A 25,259-nucleotide genomic window follows, 5' to 3' on the forward strand; every position below is an offset into this window, starting at 1 on the left:
CGACAAATCTAGATTTGGTCTTCCAGTGCAGCGGGCCACAGGTCGATGCGGGTCAACGGGGTGCGGCGGCTGGATGGGAAACCGTCGCGCACTCCGCGGCCGACGAGCATGGCCGAGCGTGCTCGCGTCGCATAGTGTTCGGCGTGGCGGGCGCCAGGGTGACGGCGGCGGGCTTCGGCGAGCCAGCCGGTTGCTTGGCGGAGGGCTTCGGTGCGGGTGAGCGGCGGGTCGGTGGGCAACAGCAGGGTGGCGTGGTCGGGGGCGGCGACGATCGCGGAGCCGAGGTGTTGCAGGCAGCGGCCGATGCCGGGGTCGTCGTCGAGGACACGGAAGGCGGTCAGGGCGAGTTGCCAGTAGCGCAGGGCGCGGCGGGGTTCGCCGCGAGCCCACCACAGCACCCCCATGGTCTCGTGCGTCTGGGCGCGTCCGTCGGGGTCCCGGCCCGTGCGGGTGAGGGATTCGGCCAGCTCGAGACGATCCCGGGCGGCGTCGAGCCGTCCCTGCCTGAGGTGCACGACGGCCAGGTTGATCAGGGTGCACACCTCGCCGGAGACATCGTCGCGGGGCAACAGCCACCACGCGGTTTCCAACTGATCGGCCACGCCGTCCAGATCCACCGGTACCGCGCCGAACCCCTTCAGCGCCTCGCGATGTTCCCAGCGAGCGGCCAGGCTCGTCGACAGCCGCCACGGACGGTAGCGTCGCGGCCGTCGGGTGAGCTGATCCGCCCGCAGCATGACGAGATCGCGGTTCAGCTCGTCGAGGCCGCGCAGCGAGGACAGATCGGCGGCCACGCCACGCTCGTGCTCCGCCGACCCGATTCGCGCGAACCACACGTCGAGGGCATCGCCGAGCCGAGCCAGGTGCGCGAGCGCGGCGGCGGGGAAACGCACTCGCGAGTTCGCGCACGCGGCCACCAGTGCACACAGGTACCGTTCCTCGGTTTCGAACCATCGGCAAGCTCCCCCGGCGAAGCGCCGCGATTCCAGCGCGATGGCCCAGCGGTCGGCTCGGTCGGCGTAGTGGTGCAGCAAGGCGGTGACCGCGGCGGCCCACTGCGGTCCGGCCGTCACGGTCGCTCGATCCGGCAGCTTGGGCACTTGTCGCACACGGAACCGCTGTGCCCCGTGCTCGGCCAGGATTCCGCGGCGTCGCAGATCCTCCAGCTGCATCGCCGCGGTGGGCGCCGAGGGTTCGCGTGCCAGCGGCAGCCTGCCCTCGGTGTCGCGGATGGCATTGAGCACGGCCAGTAGCGCGACGCTCTCGAAGTCACGTACGGGCAGGTCGCGCAACACCGTGGCGACGGGATCTCCGTCCAGTGCGGAGACCCGCCACGGTGGCCGCGGATACCGGCGCGGTGCGCGATCGGCCAGCGCGGGACCCGGTTCCACCAGACCCGCTATCAGGTCCATCTCGCGGGCGGTGCGGACCTTCACGCCGTACCCGGCGGCGAACCGGTACAGCGCATAGCTTGCCGCCATCGCGATGAACAGCACCGACAGCCAGCGCAGCGTCCCGTTGAGAAACTGCACGAGGGCGTTCTCGCCGAAGGAATTGACCACGAGGGTGCGCACCAACTCGAACAGCACCGTGTACGCCACGACCGACGCCGTGCCCAGAAAACCTTGCCATATCGACGATCTCGGCGTCGCGGTCTGTCCTATCGCTTCGGTGCGTTCGGTGTGAGCGCTCACCGGGCGGGCTCCTTCCCCATGCCGAACGATCCCGGCGCCTCGGCCTGTCTCATCGCAGCACTCCTCCGGTCAGTCCCGGCGCCAGCCAGCGCCGCCACGTCGCCAACACCAGCGTCACCGGCAACACCGCCGACACCAGCGATCCCGCGGCCAGTTGCGCGGCGTTCTCGCTGAACTGCCGCGCCTCGCCCCACAGCAGCAGCGACCACGGGCTCGCACCCGCTCCACTGATCACGAGTCCGATGAAGAAGTCGTTCCACACTTGAACGAACTCCAGCACCGCCACCGCGCCCAGCGCGGGTCCCGATGAAGCGAGCACCCGCCGCGCGATCGTGCCCGGACTGGCCAGACCATGCAGAGCATCGGCGGCGGCGCTGCCCGGCGGTGCGAGCAGGGCGCCGCGCAGGACCAGGATCGCGATCGGTAATCCCGCGGCGGCGTGCACCAGGATCAACGGAATTCGCGTCCCGGATAGCTCATTGGCCTCGATGAAACCGTCCAGCGGCCCGAGATAGATCTGCGCCGGGATCACCGCGAGCACCACCAGACCCACCACGGCCAGCCGCGCCGCGGGCCCGTGCGGACGCAGCGCGGCCAACCGATAGGCGACCGGCGCCGAGGCGGTCACTACGACAACCGTGACGATCCCCGCCACCCATGCGGTGGTCTGCAGCGAGCGCCACAGTCCGTCGTCGTTCCATACCAGGCCGATCGCGGAGAAGCCGAACCCGTCGTTCCCGTGCACGCCGGTATAGGCGAGCACGCCGATCGGAAACAGCGCCAGCACCGAGACCGTCGCGATGCCGGACGCCCGCACCGGACCCATGCCGGGCCGTCCAGTGGTCGACACCTCGTGCGCCGCATGCCATCTCGTCCGTTGTCTGCGGACATCGATCTGCAGCAGCCACGCGACCGAGCCCACGAGCACCGCCAGCGGCAGCGCGTAGGCCGCCGCGGCGCCGGTATCGCCGTCGGCGGCCAGCCGCCACCAGTGCACGGTCGCGCTGTCCACCTGATACTCCAGTGCCCCGGGCACCCCGATCAGCACGACGTCGAACACTCGCGCTGCCGCGACCCCGACTCCGAGCCCGGCGATCAGCACTACCGGCCGCAGCAACTCGTACAACCGCACTGCCAACGGCCTGCCGTCGTCGCCGTACAGGAATCCGGCGCGCGCCGGATCGGCTTCGATCGCATGGATTCCCGCCCGGAACAGTCCGGTGAGAAATCCCAGCCAGGTCCACAGGAACGCCGACGCCAGCATCGCCGCAAGCCACCACCGGTAGGCCCCGACATCCTCGATCCCCAGCCATTGCGCGCCGTGGCCGAAGATCACGCGGAACGCCACCCCCGACACGAACGCCGAGATCCCGAACGGCACGATCAGTGGCAACCACAGCCACCGCACCGCCCGGCCCCACCAGGCGATCGCCAACGCCACGCCCAGCAACACGATCCCGAATGCCACCCACAGCAACGTGCGCAGGTACGCGTCCCGCCCCTCGATGGTCATCAGGCCGCCCAGCAGCCACACTCCGCCGACCGTCCCTGGAATCGACAACAGCCACAGGGTGATTCGCTTCCACCCGGCCAGCCGGCGGCGAAGCATAACGGGCAGCAGCGCACTCACCGCGACGAGCGCGCACGCGAGCACACCGAACGGACGCGCTCGCGTGGCGATGAACACCGTCCAGCCCGTCGGAACCACCAGCAGCGCCACCGTCAGCACCGTCATCGGCAGCCCGGCCGCCCAGCCGATCCAGCGCCGCGGCCTGCCGCCGGGTACCAGCGGTCCGCGCATGCGGCGCGTGGACAGCTCGATGCGCAGTCCGTTGGCTTCGAAGTCCGGTGTCAGCGTCATCGGCGCCGCCGCTCGAAGGCGTCCAGCGCGGCGATCGCGCGATCGACGGACTCGGCCATCCGGGTCTGGGCGCCGTCCGCGACGGCGATCAGGAACTCCGTCAGCACCCGCCACAATCCTTCCCGCCCGCCTACCGCGCCGATCCGATCGGACAGGTCGAAGGCGCTGCGTGTATTCAGCTCGCGTGCCGAAGGCGCGAGCAGCGGCGAATAGTCGGCCACGGTACGCAAATTCGGTGCGAGGAACCCGCCGTAGCGCTCGATCCACGGCAGCGGCGCATGCGCACCAGCCAGCTTCGCGACGAGTTCTTGCGCGCGCCCGCTCGCCTCCCGCGTCACCACCATCACGTCACCGCCGACGATCTTCGGCCGCCCCGCCGCGGCCGTCACGGACGGGAAAGGCGCGACGCCGACCACGTCCTGAACCTTGCGTCCGGACGCCCGTACCCCGCTGCGCACGATCGGCTCGGCGAAATCCGGCGCGACGACCGCCGCGGCGCGGCGGTGCTCGAACACGTCCCGGATGGCGTCGGGGAACTGTCTGGTCAACGCGACTCCGACACCGCCGGGAAAGGCATGGCGGCGTCCCCACAGAATCCCCAGGTGCCCGAGCGCCGCCCGCACCGCGGGGTTGTCCCACTCGCGACCGGTTTTCGACGCCAAGTCGTCGTAGAACCGGGGGGATTCGGCCAGCAGCGCGTTTTCGAAGAAATCGGTCAGCACCCATCCGTCGGCGGCGGCCAGCGCGAGCAGGCGAATCGGCGACTGCGCCAGCACCTCCATCCGGTTCACCCAGTCCGACAGGGTCCATTCGGCTGGATCGCCGAGACGGTAGGTGGCGAACTGTTGCCGGTCGAACCACACCAGTGACTTGTCGGCCGCCTTGAACGGCACGCCGAAAGGTTTGCCGTCGTGGCGCAGCAAGAGTTGCCAGTGCTCGGCGTACCGTGTCCCGGCGTCGTCGGCCCACACCGTCTCGGCGATCGGCTGCAGTTCGCGTTTCTGGGCCAGGTCGCGCACCCGGCCCGCCTGCGGCAGCATCACCACGTCCGGCGCGGACCGGCCACCGGCGGTGAACGCGGTGTCGGTGTTGTCTCCGAGGGGAATCACCTCGACGTCGAAGCCGAGGTGCAATTCGTCCACCACGGCGTGGAAGGCCGCCCGTTCCACGCCGCTCCAGGACACCCCGACCCGCACCGCATCCGCGCTGCCCAACAGCAGGTCAGGCGCGCATGCGGCGGCAAGCGGGACAACCAGTCCCGCTTGCAGCACCGCTCTGCGCGTCCCCATCGACCCCCGATGTCATTGCGTGCCAATCGAAACCGATTATGCGTCACCGGCGGCGCATCGGTGGGCGAGTTCATGATCTTCGCGACCCACCGGTGCAGGACCGCCCCTCGCAGCGGCCGTTGTCCCGTCGCGCCGGAACGGGCGCACGCTCGGGGATAGTGGCCCTTGTCACATTCGGTACGTGAGCGTACCGTGGCCCTGGTACACCGGAGTACCAGCTAGGGAGGTGGGCGCATGCCCGCTGTGAGACTGCCCGATGGTCCATCCACGCCACCGATCGTGCAGAGCCTGGAGCTACTGACCGGGCGCACCCGGACGTGGCGGCGCCTGCACGAGCGCTACGGCTCGGCGTTCACCATCCACCTGCCCAGGTTCGGCCGGTCGGTCGTGCTCGCCGAGCCCGCCGAGATCAAGGCGTTGTTCACCGCCGGCACCGACCTCGTCGACAACATCGACACCAACCTCGGCGAATTCCTCGGCCCGGGTTCACTGTTCGCGCTCACCGGCGCCGAACACCGCAAGCAGCGCAAGTTGCTCACTCCGCCCTTCCACGGTCGACGACTCACCGTGTACGAGGCGCTGATCGAGGAGGAAGCCGTCCGCGAGATGGCATCGTGGCCATCGGGGCGCGAGTTCGCCACGATGGACTCGATGATGCGGATCACGCTGAACGTGATCCTGCGCGCGGTGTTCGGCGCCGAAGGCGCCGAATTCGAGCAGCTGCGCGAGCTTCTGCCGAAACTGGTTGTCGTCGGGTCGGCGCTGGCCGCGATTCCGGTGCCGAAGGGAATGCTGGGCCGCTTCGGCCCCTGGTCCCGGTTCCAGGCCTACCGCCGCCGCTACGACGAGATCGTCGGCCGGCTCATCGACCGCGCCGCCGCCGACGAACGAATCGCCGACCGCGACGACGTGCTGGCGATGATGCTGCAATCCCGCTACGACGACGGCTCCACCATGAGCCGCGGCGAGATCGCCGACGAGCTGCTCACCCTGCTCACCGCCGGTCACGAGACCACAGCGACGACCCTCACCTGGACGATCGAACGACTGCGCAGGCATCCCGACGTGCTGCGTCGCCTGGTCGCCGAAGCCGACGCGGGCGGTTCGCAACTGCGCGAGGCGACGCTGCTGGAGGTGCAACGCGTCCGGCCGGTCATCGACCTGACCGCACGCACCGTCCGGGCGGAATCGATGCAGCTGGGGCGCTGGACCCTGCCGAAGGGCCAGAACGTCATGGTCAGCATCCGGCTCATGCACGACAACGACGACCTGTTCCCGAACGCGCGCCGCTTCGACCCCGACCGATTCGTCGGTGTCCGGCCGGGCACATTCAGCTGGATTCCGTTCGGCGGCGGTCATCGCCGCTGCATCGGCGCCGCGTTCGCCACGATGGAGATGAACGTCGTCCTGCGCACTCTGCTGCGCGATTTCACGCTGGCGCCGACCGACGCCCGGGATGAGCGAGTGCACTTCCGCGGCGTCGCGCTGGTCCCCGCCAAGAAGGGCCGAGCCGTGGTGTACCGCCGGTCCGCGCGCCACACCGTGCCCGACCGCGATCGCGCCGCCGAGGTGACGGCATGACCGAGCCGACATTCGCCGACCTCATCCACGACCACATCCGCACCGCCGAACCCAGGAGCATCGATGCCCCGCACCTCTAGGCCGCTGTCCGGCCACCCGGTCATGATCACCGGCGCGGCCTCCGGGATCGGCCGCAGTCTCGCCCAGTTGCTGTCGGGCACGGGCTCACCCGTCGCGATCGCCGACATCGACGAAGCCGGACTGAAGGAGACCGCGGCGTCGCTGACCGGACCGGTGCTCACCCGCGTCCTCGACGTCCGGGATGCCGCCGACCAGCGCGCCTTCGCCGGCGAGGTCCGCGACTGGCTGACCGCGCCGCTGGCCGCGGTGTTCAACAACGCCGGTGTCGCGGTCTCCTCGTCGGTGCTCGACGCGGTCCCCGAGGACGACGAATGGTTGCGGCAGATCAATTTCGACGGCGTCGTCAACGGCACGCGAGCGTTCCTGCCCATCCTCGTCGAGCAGGATCACGGTGTCATCGTCAACACCTCGAGCGTGTTCGGGCTGCTCGGCATGCCCAATCAAAGCGCGTACTGCGCAGCGAAATTCGCGGTCAGAGGGTTCACCGACGCCCTGCGCCAAGAACTGCGCGGCACCGGGGTGTCCGCGGTGAACGTCCATCCCGGCGGCATCAGGACCAACATCGCGCGCAATGCCCGGGTCCACAAGGACCCCGAAGGCCGCGGACGAACCCACGAGCAGATGGCGGCCGAATTCGAGGCCGCGACCCTCACCACCCCGGAGAAAACGGCCGAAATCATCTGCCGCGGAGTCGAACACGGCAAATCCAGGATCCTGGTCGGGCCGGACGCCTACCTGTTCGACATCCTGGCGCGGGTGGCACCCACCCGCTACTACAGCGTGGTCGCACTACTGGAACGCCTACTGCGTACCCGGAGCACGGCAGGAGCGCAGTCATGAGCAAGCGAACAATGGACACAGCCGAACACGTCGATGTCCTGATCGTCGGCGCCGGACTGTCCGGCATCGGAGCCGCGCACCACATCCAGGCGGCGTTCCCCGACCGCACCTACGCCATCCTCGAAGCACGCGACGTCATCGGCGGCACCTGGGACCTGTTCCGCTATCCGGGCGTGCGTTCGGACTCCGACATGCACACGCTCGGTTACCGATTCCGCCCCTGGACCCAGGCCAAGGCCATCGCCGACGGGCCGTCGATCCTGCGGTACATCCGCGACACCGCCGCCGACGCCGGTATCGATCGGTTCATCCGCTTCGGCCACCGCGTAGTCGGGGCATCCTGGTCCACCACCGAGTCGCGCTGGACGGTGCGGGCCGAACACGAGGGTGCCACCCGCGTCTTCACCTGCGACTTCCTGTTCATGTGCAGCGGCTACTACCGCTACGACGAGGGCTACACACCCGAGTTCGCCGGAGTCGGCGACTTCCGCGGGAGGCTGGTGCATCCACAGCACTGGCCCGCCGACCTGGATTACGCGGGCAAGCGGGTAGTCGTCATCGGCAGCGGCGCCACCGCGGTGACCTTGGTACCGGCCATGGCCAAAACGGCCGCGCAAGTGACGATGCTGCAACGGTCGCCGACCTACATCCTGCCCGTCCCCTCCGAAGACACGGTGGCGAACCGGCTGCGGCGACTACTCGGACCGCGCCGCGCCTACACCCTCGTCCGCTGGAAGAACGTGCTGGTCAGCACCCTGATCTACCAGTTCAGCCAGCGGCGGCCACAGCAGATGCGGAAATTCCTGCGCGGCCTGACCGTGAAACAGCTGCCCGACGGCTACGACGTGGACACCCACTTCAAACCGACCTACCAGCCGTGGGATCAGCGACTGTGCCTGATACCGGACGGAGATCTGTTCCGAGCGATCCGCGCCGGACGCGCCTCGGTGGTCACCGACCGCATCGACAGATTCACCGCAACCGGGCTGCGCCTGGAATCCGGGCGCGAACTCGACGCCGACATCGTGGTCACCGCCACCGGTCTGCAGCTGCTCGCGCTTGGCGGGCTGCGGCTCACGGTCGACGGCCAAGAGATCGCACTGCCGGACACCATGGCCTACAAGGGAATGATGCTCAGCGGCGTACCCAACTTCGCGTTCACCATCGGCTACACCAACGCGTCCTGGACGCTGAAAGCCGACCTGGTCAGCGAATTCGTCTGCCGACTGCTGCGGCACATGGACGCGGGCGGCTACCACCAGATCACCCCATGGCCGGATCCGGCCGTGTCCCCCGCGCCGCTGCTGGATTTCCAGGCCGGGTATGTGCTGCGGGCCATCGACGGATTCCCCACAGCGGGCTCCCGGGCTCCGTGGCGGTTGGGCATGAGTTACGGCCACGACGTGATCACGCTGCGGTACGGCCGCATCGACGACGGCACGATCCGGTTCACCCGGCGCGGCGCACGGCCCGACGATGGCGAATCCACCGGGACCGTCGGACCGGGTCACGGCTCCGAACAGGTCACGGCGTGACACCGCAGGCGACACGCGGAGAGCCGAAAGGAGTAACTAACCTGATTCTCGTGACACATGTCGAGCCCCTGCCCCGCACCACCACCGACAACGGCTCGGAATCGGGGTTTCGCCGCCGCCTCCTCGACGGCATGGCCGTCGCGGTGCGCGAACGGGGCTATCAGGACTCGACCGTCGCCGACGTGGTCCGGCACGCCCGCACCTCGCGCCGCACCTTCTACGAGCATTTCACCAGCAAACAGGACTGCTTCATCGCCCTGCTCAGCGAGCGGAACAAGGAGACGATCCAGCAGATCGATGCCGCGGTCGACCCGCACGTGCCGTGGCGCACGCAAGTGCGCCAAGCCATCGAGGCATGGATCCGCACCGCGCAGGAGGATCCCTCGATCACGCTCAGCTGGATCCGGGTCGTCCCCGCCCTCGGCGAGGACGCCCCGCAGTTGCAGCGCGAGGTCGCCGAGGCGTTCATCGCACTGATCCAGAAGCTCACCGACACACCGGAATTCGCCGCCGCCGGACTGCGACCGCCGTCCCGTCAAGTGGCGACGATCCTGTTCGGCGGCTTCCGGGAACTCATCGCGACAACCGTGGAGGACGGCGACGACATCGGCGGCATCGTCGACGTTGCGGTCGAATCCGCGATCGCGCTCGTCGGGCCGCACGTCTAGCGCTCGCCGACCGTGTTCCGCCCCTGTCCGCGGCCGGGGCGGAAAAGGCGTGGCGACGAGATCCGGCGGCGGGGAAGATGACCGGCGATGTCCGGGCCACTGTCTTCGGAGGGATGAGACGCATGGAGGACGCCGACCTCGTCGTCGACAAGATCATCGGGTTCGCCGCCGCGCACCCAGGGATCTCGGCGGTGATCCAGACCGGGTCGCGGGCACGCGGCAGCAGAGTGGACGCGTTCTCCGATCTCGACATCGAGCTCATCGGGCCGGGCACCGCGCAACTCGTCGGCGCCGACGACTGGCTGCGCGCCATCGGCCCGGTGCTGGTGAACATCCACCTCGACAACGACGAACCGCACTGGCCGACCTGCCTGGTCGTCCTTGCCGAGGGCCGCAAGGTCGACTTCACCCTCGCCGCTCCGGCCCGCATCGAGGACATGATCGCCGACGGACTCGACGAACTGTACGAGCGCGGCTACCGCGTCTTGCTCGACAAATCCGGCACCACCGCCGCGCTCCCGCCTGCCACCGGCGGCCACCCCGTCCACCGACCCACCGCCGCCGAGATCGACACCACCCAACGCGAATTCTGGTTCGAGGCGACCCAGATCCCGATCTACGTCGCACGCGGTGACCTGTGGCACGCACTGCTGCGCGTCACCGAAATGCGCGACCTGCTGCTGACGATGGCCGAGTGGCACACCACCGCCCGCTCGCAGGGCAGAATCGACCACTGGCACGACGGCCACCACCTCGACGAGTGGCTCGACCCGCGGTTCCGCGACGATCCGGCGGCGTTCTTCCCCGGCTACACCGGCACCGAGATCCTCGCTGCGCTGCGGGCGATGACGGACACGTTCACGCGGCTGGCCGCCGAGGTCTGCCGCCAATGGGACTGTCCGGCCCTGGATCTGCGTGAGCGCGTGCTCGCCCACGCCGAACGGATCGCGGCGCTCACCCCTGCTTCGGTCGATCCGGCCGATAGAACCAGTCCGCCAAGTTGAAGTCCTCCCGGATCTTTTTCTGATCCACCAGGAACTGTTTGGTCCCGGTCAGCAACTGGATCCCGGCCGGAGAGAAGACCTCGTCCGGGATGTAGCCGGGACGTGCGGTCGCGCGCACGACCGCCTCGGGCGACTTCGACTGCGAGACCTCGTAGTTCACGTAGTCGTCCCAGTGTTGTTTCGCGTACCGGTTCGCTTCGACCAGGACCGACTGCCACGCGAGACCGAATTCCGGATGGGTGTCGAGAAAGTCCTGGCTGCTGACCGACGAACTGGTGCCCGCGAGATCGGGATGGTTGTCCTGGATCGAGTCGACCTGGTGGAAACCCTTGGCCAGGAATGCCCGGAAGAACGCCGACGGGGTGACGTCGGGCAACGCGACCGCCGCGATATCACCGCTGTCCAGCGGCGCTTCCGCATCGGTGGCGAGCAGGTGGACCAGCTGCGCCTGGATACCCTCCGCCTTCAGCGCACCCTGCAGGTAGCGGTCGATGTACGAGCCGGACTGCACGCCGACCTTCTTGCCCGCCAGATCTTCCAACGTCCGGATCGACGGATCCTTGGCCACCACCCCGGCGTTGTAGTCGACGGCGGCGATGGCAAGCAGCCGGGTCTTCAACCCGCTGCCGCGCGCGACCAGGGCGGGCGTGTCACCGTAGGTGGCGACGTCGAGACGCCCGCCCACCAGGGCCTGGTTCAGGTCGGGTCCATTGGGGAAGCTGTAGACCTCGATATTGTCGACACCCAGCGGCTTCAGCGCGGGCAGCAGCGCGCCGCGCTGATGAGCGAAGCCGAGTGGCCCGGTGAGGACGTTGCCGGTGCCGATGGTGCCGATGCGGAGTGTTTCGATCTCGGCGCGGGTGGCCGAGTCGGCGTCCTCCGATCCGCAGCCGGTGAGGATCAGCAGCAGGACGGACAACGCGGCAGGCACGATCAGCCGGAGGATGCGCATGATTCGCTTTCGTCCTTCAGAGTTCGGATAAACGCGGCGGCGGAGTGCCGTGCGGCAGACGCGGACCCACCGCGACGAGGCTGCCGGGTGTACGGCCGCGACCCCACCCGATCTCCTTGCGGTAGCGACCGATGTGGTCGTCGCGGACCGCCTCGTGATCGGCCAGCGGCGTCGCTTCGGGGTCGACGTACAGTGCGTCCGTAGGGCAGTACGCCTCGCACATGAAGCAGGTCTGGCAATCGGATTGCCGTGCGATGACCGGGATGCCGCCGTCGGTGCGGTCGAAGACGTTCGTGGGGCACACCTCCACGCACTTGTCGCAGCCGATGCAGTCGCCCGCGCGCAGGATCTCGATCATCACGCCACCGCCACAGTGCCGTCGGCCGCCGGAGCGGTCGCAGTCCACACCTCGTCGAGTCCGCCGGACAGCACGTGGTGGTGCTGCGCGGGGTCCAGATCCGGATGGTCGGCGCGCTTGCTCATGCCGCGCGTCTCGGTGCGCGCCAGCGTCGACCGGTACATCAACCGGCCCACGGCGGTGATCGCGGCGGCCTGCCGCGCTCGCACCCGCGCGTCTCCGGTGCCGCCACCCAGGCCACGGGTGGCGCGGTCCCACACGCTGTCCAATTCCGCGAGCGCGGGCCGGATGCGGTCCCCATGTCGCAGGTAGTTCTTCTCGAACGGGATCAGCTCGCGCTGCGCGGCTTCGACAACGTCCTCGGCCGAGACCGATTCCGAGGTCTCCGGACGCAAACCGGTCCGCCCCGCGCCGCGCAGAACGGAAACGGAGGCGCGAGCCGACCCCAGCGCGAACGCGGCCGCGCCACGACCGGCCCAGCTGCCCGACGACATCGCCCATGCCGAGTTGTGGCTGCCGCCGCCGGTGAACCCGCCACAGATCCGCTCACGGGTCGCGGCGTCACCGGCGGCGTACAGGCCGGGAACCGTGGTGGCGCAGTCGTCGTCGACCACGTCGATACCACCCGTTCCGCGGACGGTGCCCTCCGCCAGCAGATCCACCTCGAACCGGTCGGTGAACGGGTTGATGCCGCGCCGGTCGAACTGGAGAAAGAAGTTCGGCTGCCCGAGCCGCATCTGCGCCGCAACGGTGGCGTCGGCGCGATCGAGCTGCGCGAACACCTTCTCCCGCAACAGCGTTCGCGCGATCACCGAGCGACCCTTGGTCGACCCCGCGCCCTCGAGCACCCGCCCGTCCTCGTGGAAGAACGTCGCGTAACCGTAGTAGGCGGTCTTGGTGATCGTCGACCCCTTCGGCACGATCGCGTACGCGTTGGAGAACTCCATACCGGAGAAGCGCGCACCGACTTCGGCCGCCATCAGCGCACCGTCACCGGTGTCGACGTTCGTGCCCAGCGCCCGCGACAAGAACGCACAGCCGCCACTCGCCAGGACCACCGCACCGGCGGCGACACGATAGTCGCGGTCGGCTTGGCGCTGGTAGCCCGCGGCGCCGCGCACCACACCATCGTCATCGACCAGCAATTCCAGCGCGGGCGAGTGGTCGAGAATGCGCACCCCGACCCGCTGCACCCACGCACGCATCCGGCGCATGTACTCCGGACCTTGCACACCGGTGCGAATCTGCGCACCGGTGGCCGGGTCCACCGGAAACGGGTACCGTCCCTCCACCGCAAGACGATTCATGTTCGTGTAGGTCTGATCGAGCACCTGGTCCATCCAGTAGTGGTCGGCCAAATGCCCACCCAGCGCCTCCCGGCTGGCTTTCGCGTTCGCCCGCGCGGTCGCCTCCGGCGCGACGTACCACACACCGGTACCGGACGGGGCGGTAGCGCCGCTGGTGCCGCAGTAGCCCTTGTCCACCAACGTCACCTCCACACCGGCCTCGCGAGCGTGGATCGCGGCCCAGCAGGCGGCAGGCCCACCGCCGATCACCAAGACATCGGTGCTGATCTGCAACAGTTCGCTCATGCGTCTGCTCCTGTCGGTGCTTCGGGATTCACGCCGAGTGCGAGCAGCAGCCGGCGGCGGAGTGCGGAGAATTCAGGGTCGACAACCGAACGCGGCCGGTCGACGGTGATATCGAAGGATTCGGCGATGCGGCCCTCGCGCAGCACGAGCGCGCGATCGGCCAGCAGCAATGCCTCCTCCACGTCGTGGGTCACCAGCAGCACCGACTGCCGGTGCAGCGACCACAGACGAGCCACCAGGGCCTGGACTTTGAGCCGGGTCAGCGCGTCGAGTGCCCCGAACGGCTCGTCCAGCAGCAGCAGTTCCGGACTGCGGACCAGCGCCCTGGCCAGGGCCACTCGCTGCGCTTCACCGCCCGACAGCGTCGCGGGCCACACATCCGCCTTCGCGGTCAGCCCGACCTCCTCCAGCGCCGTGAGCGCACGCGCCTTGGTGGCCCCGTCGACGCCCAGGACGACATTGCGCCACACGGTCATCCAGGGAATGAGCCGATGCTCCTGGAACACGATCGCCTTCGATCCCGGCACCTCGAACGATCCGGTGAATCCGCGGTCCAAGCCGCCGATCCCCCGCAGCAACGTGCTCTTGCCCGACCCGCTGGCGCCCAACAGCGCGACGAACTCGCCCGGCGCAATGTCCAGATCGACCTCGCGCAGTACCGTCCGGCCGCCGAAGGCACGCGCCGCGCCGCGGATCCGGACACCGGTCCCGATGGTGACGGTCATCTACTCCCCCTCGAATCCGGTACGCCAAGACAGGAACCGGCGTTCCAGCAGGCGCACGAACACATCGGTGAGCAACCCGAGGATCGCGTAGATCACCAAGACCAGGAAGATCTGATCGGTCCGCAGGAACTCTTTGGCGTCGTTCATCAGGAAGCCCAGCCCAACCGGCGTCGTCTGCATCTCCGCGACGACCAGGGTGAGCCAGCCGATGCCGAGGGCCTGCCGCAGTCCAACGAAGATCTGCGGCAACGCGCCGGGCAGGATGATCTTCGTGGTGAGCTCGAACCGATTGAGCCCCAGCGACTCCGCCGCCTCCACCAGACGCCGGTCCACACCACGGATACCGGCCAGCACGTTCAAATAGATCGGGAAGATCGGCGCCACGATGACCAGCGCGATCTTGAACGAATCACCGATCCCGAACCAGATGATGAACACCGGCACCAACGCCAGGGTCGGCAGCATCCGCAGCGCCTGCAGCGGACCGTTGACCAGATCCTCGGCGATCCGGAACAGCCCCGCGGCCACGCCGAAGAACAATCCGAGGCCGATGCCGATCGCGAGACCGACCGCGACCCGCCGAGCGGAAGCCGCCAGATGCTGCCACAGTTCACCGGAACGGATCAGCTCCCACCCGGCCTCGAGCACCTCGGTCGGCGCGGGAGTCGTCGGACCGAGCCAGGACCGGGCGCCCAATTGCCATATGGCCAACGCGATCAGGAGACCGGAGGAAGCTCGAGCCAGGCCGAGGGCACGCCGGGCCAAGGGCGTCGGCGGGTCGATGATCGGCTCGATCGAAGGGGAAGGTGGCGCCGATGTGGTCGGATCCAACTGCAATGTCATCGGACACGGTCCTCACACGAGAAGTACTGTCCGGAACAGTAAGGCGCGCGATCCATGCGCAGAATGATTGCGATCACGACGATCCTGAACTGGTGCCTCGCGGCGGGACGTGAGCTAGATGCTGCTTTCCCTCGCCGTCACCAGGCGAGATATCCGCCGGGCCGCGCTACGTCGTCGCCCGGGCATCGAATTTGCTGAGCGGTCCGAATCAGGCGAAGTACCCGCCAGGCCCGTTGAGCCATTGGCGGAGGTCAATTGACTGGCTCCGGACAATTGCGGCGGGCTTCGCCCGGAGGACCGGAGCTAATTGCCGAGCGGTCCGGGTTGGTGCGGCACCGGGGATCGATCAGACGCGATCGGCCGGTTCAGCCGTAGCAAGCATTTCGCGCTGAGCCGTTGCCGGAAAACGGGTTTCGCCAACGCGCGCGGCGAGAGCGGGCAGGATCTCCGAGCATCCGGCGTCGAGCGCGAGCGCGGCCAGCTCGTCGCCGCGCGTACGGCCGCGATTGACGATGACAACTGGACGCCCGTGCTTGACCGCATGACGGACGAAGCGCAACCCGGACATCACCGTCAACGACGACCCGGTGACCAGCAGCGCGTCCGCCGCGTCGACCAGCTCGTAGGCCGCGGCGACCCGCTCCTTCGGCACGTTCTCCCCGAAGTACACGATGTCCGGTTTGAGCATGCCGCCGCAGCGTTCGCAGTCCACCATCCGGAAGGTTTCGGTATCGGTGACCACCGCGTCGGCATCGGGCGCCACCTCGAGACCGTTGGTCGCCGCCGCCTCGGCGAAGCCCGGATTCGCCGCCTCCAGCCGATCGGCCAGCGCCATCCTGGAGACCAACGCCGCGCAGCTCAGGCAACGCACCCGCGCATAGGTGCCGTGCAGGTCGATCACCCGCCGATGACCCGCCTTGGTGTGCAACAGGTCCACGTTCTGCGTGATCAGCCCGGTAACCACACCCATCCGCTCCAACCTCGCCAGCGCGCGATGCCCGGGATTGGGACGCGAACCGTCCATACGCCGCCACCCGACGTGGTTGCGCGCCCAGTACCGCTGCCGGAACGCCGCATCACCGACGAACTGCTGATAGGTCATCGGGTTGCGCGGCGGCGACGACGGACTGCGATAGTCCGGTATCCCGCTGTCGGTCGAGATCCCCGCACCGGTCAGCGCGACCACCCGGCGCCCGCCGAGCAACTCCACCAGCCGCTCGAACCCGGCGCCGGAATCTACCCGCGCAAAATCCGACATGCCGTTCAGGGTACGACGGCCGCCACCGGGCACCTCTCGCGCCGCCCATTCGGCCAGGTCAGACGCACCGCATCACCGAAACGACCTTCCCGAGCACGACCGCCTCGTCGCCGTCGATCACGTCGTAGGCCGGGTTGCGCGGCTCCAAGTACACATGCCCGTTGCGCCGCCGATACACCTTCACCGTCGCCTCCCCGTCGATCATCGCCGCGACGATCTCCCCGGTATGCGCCTCGTGCTGTTTGCGGACCACCACGATATCGCCGTCGCAGATGGCCGCGTCGATCATCGAATCACCGCGCACCCGAAGCCCGAACACCGTGCCGCGCCCGACAAGCTCGCGCGGCAACGTCATCACGTCGTCGCTGTGCTCCTCGGCCAGGATCGGTGCGCCCGCGGCGATATCGCCGACCACCGGCACCGCCACCGAATCCTCCGCCGTCTCCCGCCGCGCTGGGCCCGGCACGAACATCCGCACGTCGATCGGGCGCGACACGGACCGGCTTCTACGCAGAAACCCGCGCTCCTCTAGGCTTTTCAGGTGCTTGGACACCGACGACGCCGACCGCAGGCCCACCGCGTCGCCGATCTCCCGTGTGCTCGGCGGATACCCGTACCGGACCACCCAATCTCGAATCGTGGCGAGAATCCGCTGCTGTCGCGGCGGCAACGTCGAGGTGTCGAGATGCTCGAACGCGTCGAGCTGGTCGTATCCGGTCACCCCGGGAATGGTAGAGGGGCGGACCGACCAGCCACCGCACCCGGCACGTTGAACAGCGCCTGATCAGGTTCGGGAACCCAGCAGGAGGCCGCGATGTCCCGGTTGTAGTTGTCCGCCACATGCTCGATCAAGTGCGGCAATCCCGGATGCCGATTATCCGCCTCCCACAGCAGTGCCAGCGGATACGCCGGAGTGGGATCCATGATCATCAGCCGCCGCACGTTCGGATGCCATGGCGTCGGTCCGCCGTCTCCGGTGAAGGTCATCAGCGACGACGAGTCCGCGATGCGTTCGACGATCTGCGCCAAACTCTCCAAACGGCCCGTCGTGTCGATCGGAATCCCGCTGAAAGCGCTGAAGTCCCGATAGAAGTCCGCCCACTCCGACGGCACCGCCGCGCCCGGCACCCACGCCGGATGCCCGGCGATCTCGCGCAACGCGATCGTGGAGCGGCCCGCGAACGGGTGATCCTTGCCGACGAGCAGATGCAGCGGCTCCAGATACGCGGGGGCGGCGACGATGTCGGCAGGCAACCGCACGGGCCCGCCGTGAGCGCGGGCGAATGCCGCGTCCACGTGCCCGCCACGCAGCGCCTCGCGCGAGGTCGTGATGACGTTCGAGATGACGATCTCGGTGTCGGAGTGCGGATGGCGAGCAAGATAGAACTCCATCAGCTCGGTCGCGGCCGTGCGTTTACCGAGCACCGCGACCCGCAACGGCCGTGTCTCCTCCCGCACCGCGCGTACCGCGGCGTCGGCGCCCGCCAGCAGCGCCCGAGCGTGCGGCAGCAATCGGGCGCCCGCGCCGGTCGGCACAGTGCTGCCGTGCCCGCGCTCGAAAAGAGCCGCGCCCAGCTGGGACTCGAGCTTCGCGACACGTTTGGACACGGCTTGCTGGCTGATGCCGAGCACGGCGGCGGCGTACCCGAACTGCTCTTCCTCAACCACCGCGACGAACGCGCGCAGCGCCGCCATATCGAGATCCATCCGCCGCTCCATCGACAACTATCAGTTGTGGGATTCCTACTCCCTCCAAGGCAGGCCGCTCACGATCCACCACGCCCTGAGCCACCAAAAGTACAACTGAAAGGCGGCAAACCCCAGTGGGAACGGTCCATCCGCCGATTCGACACCCCCGACCTCCTCACACAACACATGGTTGTGATCTGCGCCCGGATGGTTGTTTGACCAGCCGTCCGCAGGCCGCTTTGCTCGCACGGTCGATACCGGAGTTCGATCGAGACAACCAGGAGTGCTCGGAGCATGGCCGAATGCAAGTCGTTGGGTAGGCCTTTCGGATGGCTCTGGGCCGCATACGCCGTCAGCACCTTCGGTACCTGGTTCGCCTTCGACGCGTTCACGTTGATCGCGATCCTCGTCCTGCACGCCGGCCCGGCCCAGGTGTCGGCGTTGGCCGCCGCGGGGCTCGCGGTAGGAGCCGTGGTAGCCGTACCGCTCGGTCCCTGGGTGGAGTTCCGCCGCAAGCGGCCGGTCATGGTCATGATGGACCTCACCCGGTGCGCGGCCTTGCTCAGCGTCCCGGCCACCTACGCACTCGGCCGGCTCACCTTCATCCAACTGTTGATCGTGGCGGTCGTGGTGGCCGCGGCCGATATCGCCTTCAAAGCGGCCAGTGGCGCCTATCTGAAAGCGCTGGTTCGGCCGGAGGACCTCCTCGTCGCGAACAGCCGGTTCGAGTCCACGACGTGGACCGCCACCGCGCTGGGACCACCGATCGGCGGAGCCGCGGTCGGGTTGTTCGGGCCGGTGACAGCCGTGATCGCCAACGCGATCAGCTTCCTGTTGTCCGCCATGGGCATTCGAGCGATCCGCGGAATGGAACACCCTCCCACACGAACCCGGGCACAACGTGTCGATGATCTGGTCGAAGGATGGCGGTGCATCCTGACCGATCCGGCCCTGCGCCCGATGTTCTTCCACACGATCCTCGTCAACGGACTGATTCTGGCCACCGCACCACTGCTCGCCCTGCTCATGCTCGATCGCCTCGGGTTCACCACCTGGCAGTACGCCCTCGCGTTCGGAGCGCCGTGCGTCGGCGGCCTCGTCGGTGCACGCCTCAGCCGTCGACTCGTGCCACGGTTCGGGCAGCACAAGGTCATGTACACCGCCGGGACCCTCCGTGTGTGCTGGCCGCTGGGGCTGGCCCTTATCGGCCCGGGCACAGGCGGTCTCGTCCTCGTGCTCACCCTCCAGTTCTGTCTGGTCACCTGCATCGGCGTGTTCAATCCGGTGTTCGCCACCTACCGGCTCGAGCAGACGCCGACCGACCGAATCGCCCGCATGCTTTCCGCCTGGTCGATCACGAACAACGCGAGCGTCGCGGCGTTGACGGTCTTGTGGGGTCTCCTGGCCCACGGCGTCGGCCTCCGCATCGCGATCGCGATCGCCGGTCTGCTCCTGCTGGCAACACCGCTCCTACTACCCCGCCACGAGCACATGGCACCGCACGCGCCGGAAACGACCAAAGGCAGAGCCTGAGCCGATCGCACGCCATCTCAAGGGAGCATCCGCCCGGCCATGCGTTGCCGAGCTGCGTTGGATGGCACGTCCTGCCCTCTCCTCTTGGCAGATCTGTTTGTTCGTAAGGTTCGTTGTAACCGGTGGTGTGGTTGGGTTTTATAGTTAGATGCGCATATCTACGTAACAACATGTTATCTTTGAGAGTGCCTTCGATGGCGCGCCTTTCAGCGAGGCTTGCAGCACACTTGCCCTGGAGTCCGCCCCTCCCCTCCTTCACCCCGAGAGACAGGCGTGTCCACATAACCCCCCCACTTCGATGAAAACGGACAATTGACCAGTTACCCTGTCCCCGTGGTACCCACCCCGCCCGGTCCCCCGCACCGGAGGTCCACGCGCACCCGTCACCCGTCTCGGAACAGGAGTTCGATGCGATCACACCGCCGCCGCCACGTCGTGGCCGCGCTCGCGGCAGTTACCGCGGCACTCATCGGGAGCACCACCCAAGCCTCCGCGCGGCCGGCGCCACCGGCTCAGGTGGCGCCGATGGGCCCGGACTTTCTCTGGGGCGTCGCCGCGTCGGGATACCAATCGGAGGGCCACGCCCCTGACAGCAACTGGTCCCGCTACGTCGCGTCCGGGAAAACGCCTGACCCGTATCGGGATTCGATCGACTTCTACACGCGCTACCGGTCGGATATCGCCCTGGCGGCCGACCTGGGCGTCAAGGTCTATCGGGTCGGCATCGAGTGGGCCCGCCTGCAGCCCGAGCCCGGTAGGTGGGACCCGGACGGACTGACGTTCTACGACAACGTGGTCGCCGCCATCACTGCCGCAGGCATGCGCCCGATGCTCACCATCGATCACTGGGTCTATCCGGGCTGGGCGGTCGACCGCGGCGGATGGAACAACCCGGGCATCGTGGAGGATTGGCTGGCCAACGCGCGCGCCGTCGTGGACCGCTACGCCTCGTACGACCCGCTGTGGGTGACGTTCAACGAGCCCACGGTCTATGTGGTGAACGAACTGCGCCACGGCGGAATCGCGCCGACCTCCGCGCCCGCCATGCAGGACCGAATCGCCCAGGCGCACAACAGCATCTACGACTACATTCACCGCGCGCAACCGAATGCGATGGTAACCAGTAACGTCGCCTACATACCCGGCGGCGAGGACGTGGTGAACAAGCCGCTGGTCGACAAGATCGGCACCAAACTCGATTACATCGGCATCGATTACTACTACGGCCTGTCCCCCGACAGCATCACCGGCACGATGAACTTCACGGAGCTGTGGAAGAACCCCCTGCAGCCCGAGGGCATCTACTATGCGCTGCAACACTATTCGCGCCAGTTCCCCGGCAAGCCGCTCTACATCGTCGAGAACGGCATGCCCACGGAGAACGGTATGCCGCGCGCGGATGGATACGGCCGCGCCGACTCGCTCCGCGACACCGTCTACTGGCTCCAGCGGGCCGAGGCCGACGGCATGAACCTGATCGGATACAACTACTGGAGCCTCACCGACAATTACGAGTGGGGTTCCTACACGCCGCGTTTCGGCCTCTATACCGTCGACGTGCTGACCGATCCCACCTTGACCCGCAAGCCGACCGACGCGGTAGCGGCATATTCGGCCATCACCCGGTCCGGCGGCGTCGCGCCCGACTATCGGCCCACCCGCGCGCCGAAGGACTGCTCATTGGTCGACGTACCCGCCAGCTGTATCGACCCCGTCACCGTCCCCCGGTGACATGTTCCTGATCAACAGCGCCACCGAGAGGAAGCAGAGGATGACCGACGATCCCGTCGCGGTCCTGCGCCGCTGGCACGACTCCGGCGGGGTCTGGCGGGTGGTCGGCCGCCGCTCGGGTACGGTCACCGTCGCGCTCTTCCCGTGCATCGGCGGCGAGGAGGTCGACCGGCTGACCTCCGCCGACCCCGCCCTGATCCACTTCGTCGGCGACCGCGTGAGCAGCGAGGACTGAACCCGTCGGCTAGCCATCGACCGGTCCGTCCGCGAGGTGCGCGGTCGCGCCCGACCAAAGCCGATGGAGCACCCGCGCGGCGGGTTCCACTGTCGTGACCAGACCAACGCCCTGCCCCGCGTCGATCGGCGCCACCGCCGGATCGTCCGCGGCGATCGCGGCGGCCAGCGCCGCTCGGGCGGACCGATCCGCGCCGAGCTCGTCCTCCCGGCCGGTCCACCGATCGGTGAACTCGGTTCGCAGCACCCGCGCGGGAAAGCGGGCGGGCCAAGGCAATTCCATCCCCACGTCGTACGCGCGGGTCAGGACGGTGTCCTCACCACGTGCGGCGAGTAACGCTCGCCGGTCGGCCTCCGACAGCAACGATTCCTCGCAGGCCGCGAGGCAGGTGCCCAGCCATGCTCCGGTCGCGCCCGCTCGCAGCACGGCCGCCAAGCTCGACGGTGCGCCGATTCCGCCCGCCGCGAGCACCGGAACCGACGCTACGTTCAGCACCGCTGCCAGGAGTGGCAGCAGCGTCGACGTCACGGCGCCATGACCACCGCCTTCCACACCGCGGGCCACCAGGACGCCGACACCCGCGTCCTGCGCACGCCGCGCGTCCTGCGCGCTGTACACCTGTGTTGCGGCGACGATCCCCGCGTCCGTGACGCGGGTGGCCCAGCCGAGGTCGGTGCCGAAACTCACCGAGATCAACGCGGGCCGCGCCGCGATCGCGACCTCCAGCAATTCGGGCTCCGCGGCGACCACCCAGTCGACCAGGCCGATGCCGAATGGGCCGTCGACGCCGCGGACATGCGGCAGTTCCCGTTCCAGCGCCGCGACCGATCCGGCACTGCCCATCCCGATCATGCCGAGGCCGCCCGCGGCGGTCACCGCCGCGGCGAGCCGTCCGCCCGCCACTGCGCCCATCGGTGCGTTGACCAGGGGAATCCGCGCGCCGATCCGGTGTGCCCAAGCGAGCGGGGCACGCGGTCCCGGCGTGGGAGGTAGTCGTTCGTCATGATCCGTCACGCGTTCCATCGCAACATAGCCCAATTCGAGATCGCGCTCGGTCCTCGTTGTCCGGGATGCGTCACCCGGCGATCGGTCGGTCGGGGGCTCCCCCGCACGCATGGCGGGTCAGCCGCGGTAACCGAGCATATCCAGCAGCGCATCGAGTTGGTGCTCGAACAATTCGTCGCGGTCGGCGAAGGTCTCGAGACCGTACATGTCGAAGACGTCCGCGCTCACCGCGCCGAACAAGCCGACCCAGAACGTCACGCCGCGGACCACCAGCCAGTCGGGCAGCTCGAGCTGGAACTCGGCCCGGATCCGCGCGAAACTGCCTGCCAGCGGGCCGGATACCCGCGGATCCCGGCTCGGCGCCGCAAGCTTGCCCGCCGCGTAGGCGCGGGCGAACAGGGCCTGCATGGTGGCGATCACCCGCGTACCCGGCGCGACGGTCTCCGCCGCGGGCGCGTCGTAGCCGGGCACCGGTGTGCCGAACAGCAAACCGTAGTGTGCCGGTTCGGTCAGCGCCCAGCCGCGCACGGTGCGGCCGAGGACGCGCAGCCGGTCGATCGGATCCTCCGCGGCGTCGGCCAGCGCGGCGTCCACCGCGTCGCCGAGCGCGTTGTAGCCGTCCACCACGAGCAGGGTGAGCAGTTCGTCGCGACTGCGGACGTACCGGTAGATGGCCGAGGAAACCACTCCGAGGTCGCGCGCCACAGCGCGCAGAGAGAGCGCGGCCGCGCCCTCGGTCGCCAGGTGTTCGCGCCCGATCCGGACGATGTCGTTCATGGTCTGAGCCCTGGCGCGGGCGCGGGGTGTCGTGGGCATAGCAGAAACCATGCTCGCCCGAGAGAGCGATGTCAACTATTGAGAGCATTGCTCTTTTCATGGTGGCGATTAGCGCCTATGCGGCGGGCGGAGGAGTCCAGCTCGACTTGCGAACCGTTACTTACCCGGGAGTAGTGTTAGCTCTGTCACGGGCGACACGATGAGGAGTTCCACATGGACCAGCGGACGACGGATTTCGACGTGCTGATCGTCGGTTCGGGGTTCGGCGGCAGCGTCACCGCGCTTCGGCTGGTGGAGAAGGGATACAAGGTCGGCGTACTGGAGGCGGGCCGGCGCTTCGCCGACGACGAGCTGCCCAAGACCAGCTGGGAGCTGAAGAAGTTCCTCTGGGCGCCCGCGCTCGGCTGCTACGGCATCCAGCGCATCCATCCGTTGCGCAACGTCCTCATCCTCGGCGGCGCCGGTGTCGGCGGAGGCTCGCTGAACTACGCGAACACCCTGTACGTGCCGCCGGAGCCGTTCTTCCGGGATGCCCAGTGGCGCGACATCACCGACTGGCGCGAGGAGCTGACCCCGTACTACGAGCGGGCGCAGAAGATGCTCGGCGTGGTGCGCAACCCGCACATGACGCCCGCCGACGAGGTCTTCAAGTCCGTCGCCGACGACATGGGGGTCGGCGACACGTTCGTGCAGACGCCGGTGGGCGTGTTCTTCGGTGAACCGGGCAAGACCGTGCCCGACCCGTATTTCGGCGGTGTCGGCCCCGACCGCACCGGCTGTGTCGAATGCGGCGACTGCATGGTGGGCTGCAAGTACGGCGCGAAGAACACACTGGTCAAGAACTATCTGTACCTTGCAGAAAAGGCCGGGGCCGAGGTAATTCCGATGACGACGGTCACCGCGATCCGGCCGCACCCCGACGGGACATGGGATGTGTCGACCGTCCGCACCGGCGCGTGGGTGCGCAAGAACCCGCAGACGTTCACCGCGGCGCATGTGGTGCTCGCCGCCGGAACGCGCGGCACGCAGAAGCTGCTGTTCGCCATGCGGGACAAGGGTGTGCTGCCGAATCTGTCGGACCGGCTCGGCGTGCTGACGCGCACCAACTCCGAGTCGATCGTCGGCGCGGCGACCAAGAAGGTCGCCCCGGGCGTCGACTTCACCAAGGGTGTCGCGATCACCTCCTCGATACACCCCACTCCCGACACCCATATCGAGCCGGTCCGTTACGGCAAGGGCTCCAACTCCATGGGCCTGCTGCAGACGCTCATGGTCGACGGCGGCGGCCGCATCCCGCGCTGGCTACGCTTCCTCGGCATGGTGCTGCGGCATCCGATGGACCTGCTCAGCTTCCTGAGCACCAAGAACTGGAGCGAGCGCACCATCATCTCGCTGGTCATGCAGCATCTGGACAATTCGATCACCACCTACACCAAGCGCGGATTGTTCGGCCGCAAACTCACCAGCAAGCAGGGGCACGGCGAACCCAATCCGACCTGGATCCCCGTCGGCAACGACGTGACCAGGCGGGTCGCCGAGAAGATCGGCGGCATCCCCGGCGGCAGCTGGGGCGAGGTCGTCAACATCCCGCTCACGGCCCACTTCCTCGGCGGCGCGGTGATCGGCGCCGACGCCGAGCACGGCGTGATCGACGGCTACCACCGCGCGTACGGCTACCCCACGCTCAGCGTCGTGGACGGTGCGGCGGTCTCGGCCAACCTGGGTGTGAACCCCTCGTTGACCATCACCGCACAGGCCGAGCGGGCGGCGGCGTACTGGCCGAACAAGGGCGAGGTGGACACGCGGCCTCCGATGGGCGCGGGGTATCGGCGGATCGCCCCGGTCGCGCCGGTCAAGCCGGTGGTTCCGGCGAGTTCGCCCGCGGCGCTGGTGCTTCCGATCGTCGAGATCCGGGAGACACCGGCCGCCGGATAGGAGAGGACGGCCGGTTTGCCCGACCGGGCGATTTCACGACGCGTTTCCGGGTCGAGACGCCTCGATTCCGCCT

General features: G+C 68.3%; 22 protein-coding genes. 9 read left to right on the forward strand and 13 right to left on the reverse strand.

Annotation, left to right across the window (positions count from 1 at the left end):
• Nucleotides 1-8: 8 nt before the first annotated feature.
• From ACWPXK_RS19310 to ACWPXK_RS19320, 3 genes are read right to left on the reverse strand one after another with little or no spacing between them, the layout of a single operon-like run.
• Nucleotides 9-1,694: a tetratricopeptide repeat protein gene (locus ACWPXK_RS19310; RefSeq protein ID WP_454197527.1), complete on the reverse strand. Its 1,686-nt coding sequence runs from the start codon at nucleotides 1,692-1,694 to the stop codon at nucleotides 9-11.
• Between the two features lie 49 nt (nucleotides 1,695-1,743).
• Nucleotides 1,744-3,555, reverse strand: a complete 1,812-nt coding sequence (locus ACWPXK_RS19315) for a hypothetical protein (RefSeq protein WP_454197528.1) — start codon at nucleotides 3,553-3,555, stop codon at nucleotides 1,744-1,746.
• Nucleotides 3,552-4,844, reverse strand: a complete 1,293-nt coding sequence (locus ACWPXK_RS19320; RefSeq protein WP_454197529.1) for an ABC transporter substrate-binding protein — start codon at nucleotides 4,842-4,844, stop codon at nucleotides 3,552-3,554. Before ACWPXK_RS19320 ends, ACWPXK_RS19315 begins: the two co-directional genes overlap by 4 nt.
• Nucleotides 4,845-5,078: 234 nt before the next feature.
• On the opposite strand from ACWPXK_RS19320, the gene ACWPXK_RS19325 reads away from it, so the two are divergent.
• The 5 genes from ACWPXK_RS19325 (at nucleotide 5,079) to ACWPXK_RS19345 (ending at nucleotide 10,553) form a co-directional block, all read left to right on the forward strand.
• Nucleotides 5,079-6,425: a cytochrome P450 gene (locus ACWPXK_RS19325; RefSeq protein ID WP_454197530.1), complete on the forward strand. Its 1,347-nt coding sequence runs from the start codon at nucleotides 5,079-5,081 to the stop codon at nucleotides 6,423-6,425.
• 63 nt (nucleotides 6,426-6,488) lie between these two features.
• The gene (locus tag ACWPXK_RS19330; RefSeq protein WP_454197531.1) at nucleotides 6,489-7,346 is read left to right on the forward strand and encodes an SDR family NAD(P)-dependent oxidoreductase; all 858 of its coding nucleotides are present in this window, start codon (nucleotides 6,489-6,491) and stop codon (nucleotides 7,344-7,346) included.
• Nucleotides 7,343-8,881 (forward strand): flavin-containing monooxygenase, encoded by a 1,539-nt coding sequence (locus ACWPXK_RS19335; protein WP_454197532.1) that lies wholly within the window; start codon nucleotides 7,343-7,345, stop codon nucleotides 8,879-8,881. Before ACWPXK_RS19330 ends, ACWPXK_RS19335 begins: the two co-directional genes overlap by 4 nt.
• Nucleotides 8,882-8,931: 50 nt before the next feature.
• Nucleotides 8,932-9,549 carry a TetR/AcrR family transcriptional regulator gene (locus ACWPXK_RS19340; RefSeq protein WP_454197533.1) on the forward strand — a complete coding sequence of 206 codons (618 nt, stop codon included), beginning with the start codon at nucleotides 8,932-8,934 and terminating at the stop codon, nucleotides 9,547-9,549.
• 122 nt (nucleotides 9,550-9,671) lie between these two features.
• Nucleotides 9,672-10,553 carry an aminoglycoside 6-adenylyltransferase gene (locus ACWPXK_RS19345; protein WP_454197534.1) on the forward strand — a complete coding sequence of 294 codons (882 nt, stop codon included), beginning with the start codon at nucleotides 9,672-9,674 and terminating at the stop codon, nucleotides 10,551-10,553.
• Here ACWPXK_RS19345 and ACWPXK_RS19350 read toward each other — a convergent pair.
• The 8 genes from ACWPXK_RS19350 to ACWPXK_RS19385 all read right to left on the reverse strand — a co-directional run bounded on the left by ACWPXK_RS19350 (nucleotide 10,504) and on the right by ACWPXK_RS19385 (nucleotide 17,988).
• Nucleotides 10,504-11,505, reverse strand: a complete 1,002-nt coding sequence (locus ACWPXK_RS19350) for an ABC transporter substrate-binding protein (RefSeq protein ID WP_454197535.1) — start codon at nucleotides 11,503-11,505, stop codon at nucleotides 10,504-10,506. The two genes, ACWPXK_RS19345 and ACWPXK_RS19350, sit on opposite strands and share 50 nt — an antisense overlap.
• 16 nt (nucleotides 11,506-11,521) lie before the next feature.
• Nucleotides 11,522-11,863 carry a 4Fe-4S dicluster domain-containing protein gene (locus ACWPXK_RS19355; protein WP_454197536.1) on the reverse strand — a complete coding sequence of 114 codons (342 nt, stop codon included), beginning with the start codon at nucleotides 11,861-11,863 and terminating at the stop codon, nucleotides 11,522-11,524.
• The gene (locus ACWPXK_RS19360; protein ID WP_454197537.1) at nucleotides 11,863-13,455 is read right to left on the reverse strand and encodes an FAD-dependent oxidoreductase; all 1,593 of its coding nucleotides are present in this window, start codon (nucleotides 13,453-13,455) and stop codon (nucleotides 11,863-11,865) included. The genes ACWPXK_RS19355 and ACWPXK_RS19360 overlap by 1 nt, the downstream gene beginning before the upstream one ends.
• Complete coding sequence (locus ACWPXK_RS19365; RefSeq protein WP_454197538.1) at nucleotides 13,452-14,180, reverse strand: ABC transporter ATP-binding protein; 729 nt, start codon at nucleotides 14,178-14,180, stop codon at nucleotides 13,452-13,454. Before ACWPXK_RS19365 ends, ACWPXK_RS19360 begins: the two co-directional genes overlap by 4 nt.
• Nucleotides 14,181-15,023: an ABC transporter permease gene (locus ACWPXK_RS19370; RefSeq protein ID WP_454197539.1), complete on the reverse strand. Its 843-nt coding sequence runs from the start codon at nucleotides 15,021-15,023 to the stop codon at nucleotides 14,181-14,183.
• Nucleotides 15,024-15,369: 346 nt separating this feature from the next.
• Entirely contained in the window at nucleotides 15,370-16,281 is a 912-nt protein-coding gene (locus ACWPXK_RS19375; protein WP_454197540.1) for an NAD-dependent protein deacetylase, read from the reverse strand.
• A gap of 58 nt (nucleotides 16,282-16,339) precedes the next feature.
• Nucleotides 16,340-17,002, reverse strand: coding sequence for a transcriptional repressor LexA (lexA, locus tag ACWPXK_RS19380; RefSeq protein WP_454197541.1), 663 nt, complete (start codon nucleotides 17,000-17,002; stop codon nucleotides 16,340-16,342).
• Nucleotides 16,999-17,988 (reverse strand): LysR family transcriptional regulator, encoded by a 990-nt coding sequence (locus ACWPXK_RS19385; protein WP_454197542.1) that lies wholly within the window; start codon nucleotides 17,986-17,988, stop codon nucleotides 16,999-17,001. The genes lexA and ACWPXK_RS19385 overlap by 4 nt, the downstream gene beginning before the upstream one ends.
• Before the next feature lie 276 nt (nucleotides 17,989-18,264).
• Here ACWPXK_RS19385 and ACWPXK_RS19390 point away from each other — a divergent pair, with 276 nt between their 5' ends.
• The 3 genes from ACWPXK_RS19390 to ACWPXK_RS19400 all read left to right on the forward strand — a co-directional run bounded on the left by ACWPXK_RS19390 (nucleotide 18,265) and on the right by ACWPXK_RS19400 (nucleotide 21,469).
• Nucleotides 18,265-19,503, forward strand: coding sequence for an MFS transporter (locus ACWPXK_RS19390; RefSeq protein WP_454197543.1), 1,239 nt, complete (start codon nucleotides 18,265-18,267; stop codon nucleotides 19,501-19,503).
• 408 nt (nucleotides 19,504-19,911) lie between these two features.
• Nucleotides 19,912-21,234 carry a glycoside hydrolase family 1 protein gene (locus tag ACWPXK_RS19395; RefSeq protein ID WP_454197544.1) on the forward strand — a complete coding sequence of 441 codons (1,323 nt, stop codon included), beginning with the start codon at nucleotides 19,912-19,914 and terminating at the stop codon, nucleotides 21,232-21,234.
• A gap of 40 nt (nucleotides 21,235-21,274) precedes the next feature.
• A complete protein-coding gene (locus tag ACWPXK_RS19400; protein ID WP_454197545.1) occupies nucleotides 21,275-21,469 on the forward strand; it encodes a hypothetical protein in 195 nt (64 codons plus the stop codon).
• 9 nt (nucleotides 21,470-21,478) lie between these two features.
• Here ACWPXK_RS19400 and ACWPXK_RS19405 read toward each other — a convergent pair whose 3' ends face one another.
• Both ACWPXK_RS19405 and ACWPXK_RS19410 read right to left on the reverse strand, forming a co-directional pair.
• Complete coding sequence (locus ACWPXK_RS19405) at nucleotides 21,479-22,483, reverse strand: NAD(P)H-dependent flavin oxidoreductase (protein ID WP_454197546.1); 1,005 nt, start codon at nucleotides 22,481-22,483, stop codon at nucleotides 21,479-21,481.
• A gap of 108 nt (nucleotides 22,484-22,591) precedes the next feature.
• Nucleotides 22,592-23,290, reverse strand: a complete 699-nt coding sequence (locus ACWPXK_RS19410; RefSeq protein WP_454197547.1) for a TetR/AcrR family transcriptional regulator — start codon at nucleotides 23,288-23,290, stop codon at nucleotides 22,592-22,594.
• Between the two features lie 174 nt (nucleotides 23,291-23,464).
• Between ACWPXK_RS19410 and ACWPXK_RS19415 the strand changes: the two genes are divergently transcribed.
• Nucleotides 23,465-25,186, forward strand: coding sequence for a GMC family oxidoreductase N-terminal domain-containing protein (locus ACWPXK_RS19415; protein WP_454197548.1), 1,722 nt, complete (start codon nucleotides 23,465-23,467; stop codon nucleotides 25,184-25,186).
• Nucleotides 25,187-25,259: the final 73 nt, after the last annotated feature.

The sequence above is a fragment of the Nocardia sp. Marseille-Q1738 genome, from assembly GCF_965283145.1.